Annotated in this window: 8 protein-coding genes and 1 pseudogene; 6 read left to right on the forward strand and 3 right to left on the reverse strand. The window is 59.2% G+C overall.

What is annotated here, in order from left to right:
• The first annotated feature begins 121 nt into the window (after positions 1-121).
• The 5 genes from H1S03_RS16490 (at position 122) to H1S03_RS16510 (ending at position 3,382) form a co-directional block, all read left to right on the forward strand.
• Positions 122-550 carry a MerR family transcriptional regulator gene (locus H1S03_RS16490; RefSeq protein ID WP_108895404.1) on the forward strand — a complete coding sequence of 143 codons (429 nt, stop codon included), beginning with the start codon at positions 122-124 and terminating at the stop codon, positions 548-550.
• A gap of 82 nt (positions 551-632) precedes the next feature.
• Entirely contained in the window at positions 633-1,253 is a 621-nt protein-coding gene (locus H1S03_RS16495) for a cation efflux transmembrane domain-containing protein (protein WP_166195170.1), read from the forward strand.
• Between the two features lie 69 nt (positions 1,254-1,322).
• The gene (locus H1S03_RS16500) at positions 1,323-2,093 is read left to right on the forward strand and encodes a transglutaminase-like domain-containing protein (protein ID WP_166195167.1); all 771 of its coding nucleotides are present in this window, start codon (positions 1,323-1,325) and stop codon (positions 2,091-2,093) included.
• The gene (locus tag H1S03_RS16505) at positions 2,083-3,048 is read left to right on the forward strand and encodes a cation diffusion facilitator family transporter (protein WP_166195364.1); all 966 of its coding nucleotides are present in this window, start codon (positions 2,083-2,085) and stop codon (positions 3,046-3,048) included. Before H1S03_RS16500 ends, H1S03_RS16505 begins: the two co-directional genes overlap by 11 nt.
• Positions 3,020-3,382 carry a SpoIIAA family protein gene (locus tag H1S03_RS16510; RefSeq protein ID WP_166195164.1) on the forward strand — a complete coding sequence of 121 codons (363 nt, stop codon included), beginning with the start codon at positions 3,020-3,022 and terminating at the stop codon, positions 3,380-3,382. Before H1S03_RS16505 ends, H1S03_RS16510 begins: the two co-directional genes overlap by 29 nt.
• A 228-nt stretch (positions 3,383-3,610) precedes the next feature.
• Here the strand turns inward: H1S03_RS16510 and H1S03_RS16515 are convergent, their stop codons facing one another.
• Both H1S03_RS16515 and H1S03_RS17415 read right to left on the reverse strand, forming a co-directional pair.
• Entirely contained in the window at positions 3,611-3,859 is a 249-nt protein-coding gene (locus H1S03_RS16515) for a helix-turn-helix domain-containing protein (protein ID WP_185805242.1), read from the reverse strand.
• Between the two features lie 124 nt (positions 3,860-3,983).
• Positions 3,984-4,145, reverse strand: coding sequence for a hypothetical protein (locus H1S03_RS17415; RefSeq protein ID WP_249777976.1), 162 nt, complete (start codon positions 4,143-4,145; stop codon positions 3,984-3,986).
• A 300-nt stretch (positions 4,146-4,445) separates the two neighbouring features.
• Between H1S03_RS17415 and H1S03_RS16520 the strand changes: the two genes are divergently transcribed.
• A complete protein-coding gene (locus tag H1S03_RS16520) occupies positions 4,446-4,799 on the forward strand; it encodes a hypothetical protein (RefSeq protein ID WP_185805243.1) in 354 nt (117 codons plus the stop codon).
• A gap of 449 nt (positions 4,800-5,248) precedes the next feature.
• Here H1S03_RS16520 and H1S03_RS17750 read toward each other — a convergent pair.
• Positions 5,249-5,788 (reverse strand): annotated as a pseudogene (locus H1S03_RS17750) (helix-turn-helix domain-containing protein); the annotation flags it as partial.
• Positions 5,789-6,000: the final 212 nt, after the last annotated feature.

Here is a 6,000-nt window from a genome sequence, read left to right on the forward strand (position 1 = left end):
TGTAGGTTCAAGCGTGATTGTCATCGGTCGGCCAACAATCACCGATCTGTGAAACTCAGGTGAAGCTTGTGATGCGCACCGCATAAAGCTACACCCACTGTAGGTAATGTGGGGAGCGGAAATGCTGACGATTGGGACGCTGGCGAAGAAGACCGGAACAAAGGTGCAGACCATCCGGTATTACGAGCAGATCGGACTTATGCCTGAGCCCGGCAGGACCGGGGGGGGCCAACGACGCTATGGCGACGCCGAACTCGACCGCTTGTCATTCGTCCGGCACGCACGGCAACTGGGATTCTCGTTGGACGCGATCCGTGAGCTCCTCGATCTCAGCGATCATCCGGGAAAGTCCTGCGCGGAGGCGGATGCAATAGCCCGTCGGCAACTCAAACAGGTCGAGCAACGATTGGCGCGGCTCGAGGCGCTGCGGACGGAATTGAAGCGGATGGTGCATGAGTGCAGCGGCGGGCAGACTTCAGACTGCCGTGTGCTCGAGGTGCTGCGTGACCATTCCGAATGCCTGACCGAGCATGAACAAATCGGTGCCTGAGCTATTTTGAGGACCTTTGATCGGAACGCAGAAAGCCCGGTGTTAGTTACTCATTGGCAATTCAATAATTTGGATACCCGGCATGGCGGAGCAGAGAAACGCAACGGAAAGACGCACACTCTGGATCGTGCTGGGTCTCAACATCGGGCTGGCAATCGCTTTCTTCGCCTCGGGCGCATTCGGCGATTCAAGCGCGCTTATCGCCAATGGCCTCGACAATCTGTCGGACAGTTTCGTCTACGCGATCAGCCTCTTCGCGCTGTCCCGCTCCGCCAAGTGGAAGCGCGGAGCGGCGAACGTTTCGGGCGGCCTGCTGATCCTCTTCGCCCTTGGCATCCTGTATGACGCCTGGCGCCGCTACGTTGGCGGATCGGATCCGCTTGGCACCATCATGATTATCATGGCGCTGGTAGCCGCGGCCATCAACGCACTTTGCGTCTGGCTGCTGGCACGGCTTCGCGATCCAGACGTGAACATCCGAGCGGCGAATACCTTCAGCTGGAACGACTTCGCGGCCAATCTCGGAATCGTCGTCGCAGGCGGGCTCGTGGCTTGGCTCGGAACGAACTGGCCGGACCTTGTCGTGGGCGTGATTGTCGCCGGCATCGCGACCTGGGGTGGCGTCGGAATCCTGAAAGACGCGCATGGTGAACACCACAAGGCGGTGCACGATGACAATCAGGCAAGTGAGGACATCGCCTGAAATCGGGGCTTGAAGCTACAGTGACTGTAGCAACTACATATTCTCGCGAACGATTCGAGGAGATATCCCGTGAACCCCGCCGACCCTCATTTGGCCAAAACCCGGCTGCTGGATTTTGACGCGACCTCAATTACAAAACTGATCGAGGATCGCGGCTGGGCAGACCTTCCCAGCGAGGACCGAACTGGGGCCATCTACGATTTCGTCAGGAACGAGATTACCTTCGGCTACAACCGCGCCGACGACATTCCGGCGTCCGAGGTCCTCGCAGATGGCCACGGGCAGTGCAACACCAAGGGCACGCTCCTCATGGCCCTGCTGCGTGGCGTGGGAGTTCGCTGTCGACTGCACGGATTCACAATCCACAAGGCGCTTCAGAGAGGCGTCGTTCCGGAACTCGTCTATCCCCTCGCGCCGTCCGAAATCCTCCACTCCTGGGTAGAGGTGGACTTGGGGGACGGATGGGTCAATCTCGAAGGCTTCATCCTGGACGCGTCCTTCTTGCATGCGTTGCAGCACGAATTCCGCGACACGGATAGTCTGTGCGGCTACGGGGTTGGAACGGAAAGTCTGAGCGCCCCGGCTGTCGCCTGGACCGGGAATGACACCTACATCCAGAAAACCGGTATTGCTCGCGATTTCGGAACCTTTGAGGCGCCCGACGATTTTTTCTCAAAGCACCGCCAGAACTTCGGATTTGTGCGCGACTTGCTCTATCGCCACGTCATCCGTCATTGGATGAATGCCAGGGTTCGCCGCATCCGCCGCGGAATCTTGCCGCCGGTCCCCGGATTCAATCGGCCGAACCACCGCCATGAGGAGACGAACCGTGCCGCATGATCACGGCCACGCCCACATCGATCCTCAATCCGGTGATCGTCGCGTCTCCATCGCCATCTGGGCCAACGGCCTCCTGACGGTCGCGCAGATCGTCGGCGGCATCCTTTCCGGCAGCCTCGCGCTAATCGCGGATGCCCTGCACAATTTCTCGGACATGGCGTCGCTGGTGATTGCCTTTGCCGCCCAGAAAATCTCGCGGCGGCCCGCAGACGAACGCATGACCTTCGGCTATGGGCGGGTAGAAATCGTCGCAGCACTCATCAACTACACGACCCTGATCCTGATCGGCTTCTACCTGATCTACGAGGGTGGCATGCGCATGATCGACCCCCCCGAGGTGCAGGGCTGGATGGTAGTGATCCTCGGCGGCATCGCGCTTTTCATCGACACGCTGACGGCAATGCTCACCTATTCGATGCAGAAAGGCAGCGTGAACATCCGTGCGCTTTTCCTGCACAACCTGTCGGACGCCGCCGCCTCGGTTGCCGTCGTCTTTGGCGGCACCCTGATCATCCTTTACGACATGCGGTGGGTCGACCCGGCGATCACCATCGGCATCGCTCTCTACATCCTTTACCTCACATTTACCGAGATTGGCGGTCCGATCCGGACCCTGATGCTCGGCAGCCCACCGGAGATCGACGGCGACGAGGTCGTAGAGGCGATGCGGGATGTGGACGGTGTCGCGGACGTTCATCACGTGCATCTGTGGCAGATGCAGGAGCACGAGGCGGCTCTGGACTGCCACGTCGTGCTGACAGCGGACCGCTGGGGTCAAATCGAAAAGATCAAGGCCGCGATCAAGGACCGGCTGAAGGACGATTTCAGCATCGGTCATTCGAGTCTGGAATTTGAACACGAAGACCGTGCACACGAAAACGCTGACCTTTACGGTCACGGCAAGCCGGAAAAAGAGGAGGAGAACCATGTTCACCGAGACACTGACAAATCATGACGACACGATTGGCCTCGCCTGCGAGGGCAAGCTCAGCGAAAGCGACCTGAAACGGATGCACGCACTGCTTCATGAGCGCCTGCAAGAGACAAGCAAGCCCGGCCTGGTTCTCGATCTCACGAGGTTCGAAGGCTACGAGGGGCCGTCTGCTCTGCTCGAAGATCTGAAGATCGACACAGCCCATAGGAATGACTTCTGTCGCGTTGCTGTGGTGGGCGCAGGGGCCTTAATGGAGTGGGGCACCAGGTTCGCCGATGTGCTAACCAAGGCCGAACTCCGCCAGTTCGACCCCTCGGAAACGGATGCGGCAATCGCTTGGGCAAGTGAAAGGTAGGGGAGCTTTCAATCAGATGCCTTCGCAGAAGGCAGCATCTGTTCGAAACCATAAACAGAAGAACTACAGCAGTTGCGAGGCCCAAGAGCAATCCGAATTTTCTGAACATGGTCGCTCCTTTCGCAAAGGAGTAACTTCAGTACGGTGGCACTGCCCTTGCCGGAGCACTACCAAATCGTAATGTTGTTTGATTGAACTCAGAGCGCCTCGCGATTAACATAATTATCATTATGGGGGCTCCGTGGCGGCTTCAACGATCGCCAGTAGCTCAAACGGGTCAAAGCCAATGGCGCGCGCCAAGACGACCAGATCGACAACGTCGACCCGGCGCTGACCGCTTTCAAGGCGGGCAATAAGGGATTGGTGGCATCCGAGCTTCGTCGCCAATTCAGCCTGGCCAAAGCCTGCTTTGATCCGGGCGTCGACCAACGCCTGGCAGAGTGCCACTTGCCCTTTACTTCTGATTGTTCTCGCCACGCGCCACATACCTTTCGTGACGTCGCTAGCGGATGAAATCTGTTATCTAAAAAATGGATATTTGAGGGGGTTATCGGCGTGCTGTTTCCATGGGGTACAAGTCTGATGCAGACCGGATGGACCATCAATCCCCTGCCAGCTGCAGAAACCGGCCGTAGTCTTCACTGACTGAGCGCCCTTCTTCAAAAGCCCGGACACACTCTTCATCCAGACAGCGGAAGTAGCTCTGAATGTCGCTGATGTAGTCTTCGAAATCCTGCCGGGTGATGTTACTGTAATCGTGCATTGACTGAGAATCACTGGGCACGAACGGCCGGGCGGGTGCGAGACAGGATTCTCTCGAAACCCGTGCCAGACACAACCATGAGGATTGGTATAGTCCGCAATAAGTGTAGGCCCACAACCTGAGGTTTCGCAAACCTGTTATCTCCTTGCTCGTGAACGCTGCCCGTGCCTAGTGTTTGTGTAACCAAGATACAGTCGAAACTCGATATTACATCTTGCAGTTAATACTATACTATCGTAACTCTAGGCTTCAAGTAGGAATGCCTGGGGTCGCGCCATTGGAGAAAGCGTGAGCCGGGCCATGAACTGGGACATCGAAGCACCAAATGTGGTTACGGAAGCCAGGTTCCGCGAACTCGTGGAAAGCGGCTATAGCGCAGAAATCCTGTGCCAGGAGTCGGCACATAAGAAAGGCCCCAGCTATTACGGGGTCTGGATCATGCGCGTCGTCTCTGACGAAGACGTTGAGAAGCTGCTGGTCACGGCCCGAACCCGGACGACCTATAACGACATCAAGATTCGCGAGTTCAAAACCATCACTGGCGTGGTTTCTTTCCTCATCGGGATCGGTTTCTCCCATGCCGATGTCCCTCTCGAAGAAGGCCAGCGGACGACACATACGCTGGCTGCAAGCGACACGGGCGGCAGCAAGTAGCCTTCTCGTTTTATGGTTTCTGGCGAGTTCCGCCACAGCCCAGATGGTGCTGGTCATGGAGAGCGATGGCATAGCCCATGGCCCCGGTCACAAGCGTTACAAGCAGGACGCCCGTGGCGACCCGCGCTTTGCCCATGGACGCACTCAATGCACCTGGCCCCGTTCGGTCTCGCCGTCCACATCCGTAGCGTGATGCCGCTCATATTCGGTGTCGGCAAGATCATCGACCACCTGGCGCAGAGCCTCAGTGTTGGCCGTCACGGCATCGGATTGCAGATAGACCTTGGCGACATAGAGCCGGTCGAGGCGGTCCTCGAGAACCTTGTCCAGCGCATCGGCATCACCGGATGTAAGCCGGTCAAGTTGGCGGTCATCCAGCACCCGCGCGATCTCCTCGCGGAATGCCTCACGATCGGCTTCGTCTCGAAGGGCGCGGACAACTCCCCCGCCCGCTCATGGTTCAGGACACGCGCAATCTCATCTGCGAGGCGGTTGGTACGGTCGGACTGCGCCAGCCCGCGCATCTGCGCGAGGCGCAATTCGGTGAACTCGGCACGCGTGCCCCCCACGGCCCCCTGCCCCCGCCGGTTGGCCTGCGTCATCTGCTTGGCGATCTGCGCGACCCCATTGCCAACCTCGTGCAGAGAGGCGCGGTAGCGAGCCATCTCTGCTGCCATCTGCGCGTCCGGAACGAACACCCCGCCTGCCGCCTGAATGAGCCGCCGCAGCCCCTCGGCCCGGCTCTCGGTCCCCGCCTTCGCCAGCACCGCGTCGAGCGCCGCCAGCTCTGCAGCCGTGACCTTGACACTGACCGCTAAGACCGGGATCGCAGCATCCGTCTGGCGCTCGGCATCGGCTTTGAGCGTGTACTGGATCGCCCGCGGCGACACGCCAAACCGCTCCGCCAACACGGATGTCGACACACCTTCCGCAGCCTCGCGAACGATCTCCATGCGGTCCGCATCTTTGAGACGTTTTAAGCGCGACATGCGAAGAAAGGCCCCCTATTTCCCGCCACCTTCCACCAAGGCTGCCCCTACCTTACGATAATATACCAGCATGTTGGTCATATACTCTCGCCGCCTTCAGGCTCAGGCAGCCTTGGTGTCCGCTTCCCCCGCGGCCCGCAGGGACGCGGCTCTGCCGCCCTCACCACCGGGCGACCCACCTGTCCTAGGGGTCCCGTCCGCCAGCCCCGCCC

The sequence above is a fragment of the Pontivivens nitratireducens genome (assembly GCF_014235845.1).
In the GTDB taxonomy this organism is placed as follows: domain Bacteria; phylum Pseudomonadota; class Alphaproteobacteria; order Rhodobacterales; family Rhodobacteraceae; genus Pontivivens; species Pontivivens nitratireducens.

What these genes read in the sequence shown, in the direction of transcription:
- H1S03_RS16490 (WP_108895404.1), top strand. Translation starts at nt 122, where the DNA reads ATGCTGACGATTGGGACGCTGGCGAAGAAGACCGGAACAAAGGTGCAG.
- H1S03_RS16495 (WP_166195170.1), top strand. Translation starts at nt 633, where the DNA reads ATGGCGGAGCAGAGAAACGCAACGGAAAGACGCACACTCTGGATCGTG.
- H1S03_RS16510 (WP_166195164.1), top strand. Translation starts at nt 3,020, where the DNA reads ATGTTCACCGAGACACTGACAAATCATGACGACACGATTGGCCTCGCC.
- H1S03_RS17415 (WP_249777976.1), bottom strand. Translation starts at nt 4,145, where the DNA reads ATGCACGATTACAGTAACATCACCCGGCAGGATTTCGAAGACTACATC.
- H1S03_RS16520 (WP_185805243.1), top strand. Translation starts at nt 4,446, where the DNA reads ATGAACTGGGACATCGAAGCACCAAATGTGGTTACGGAAGCCAGGTTC.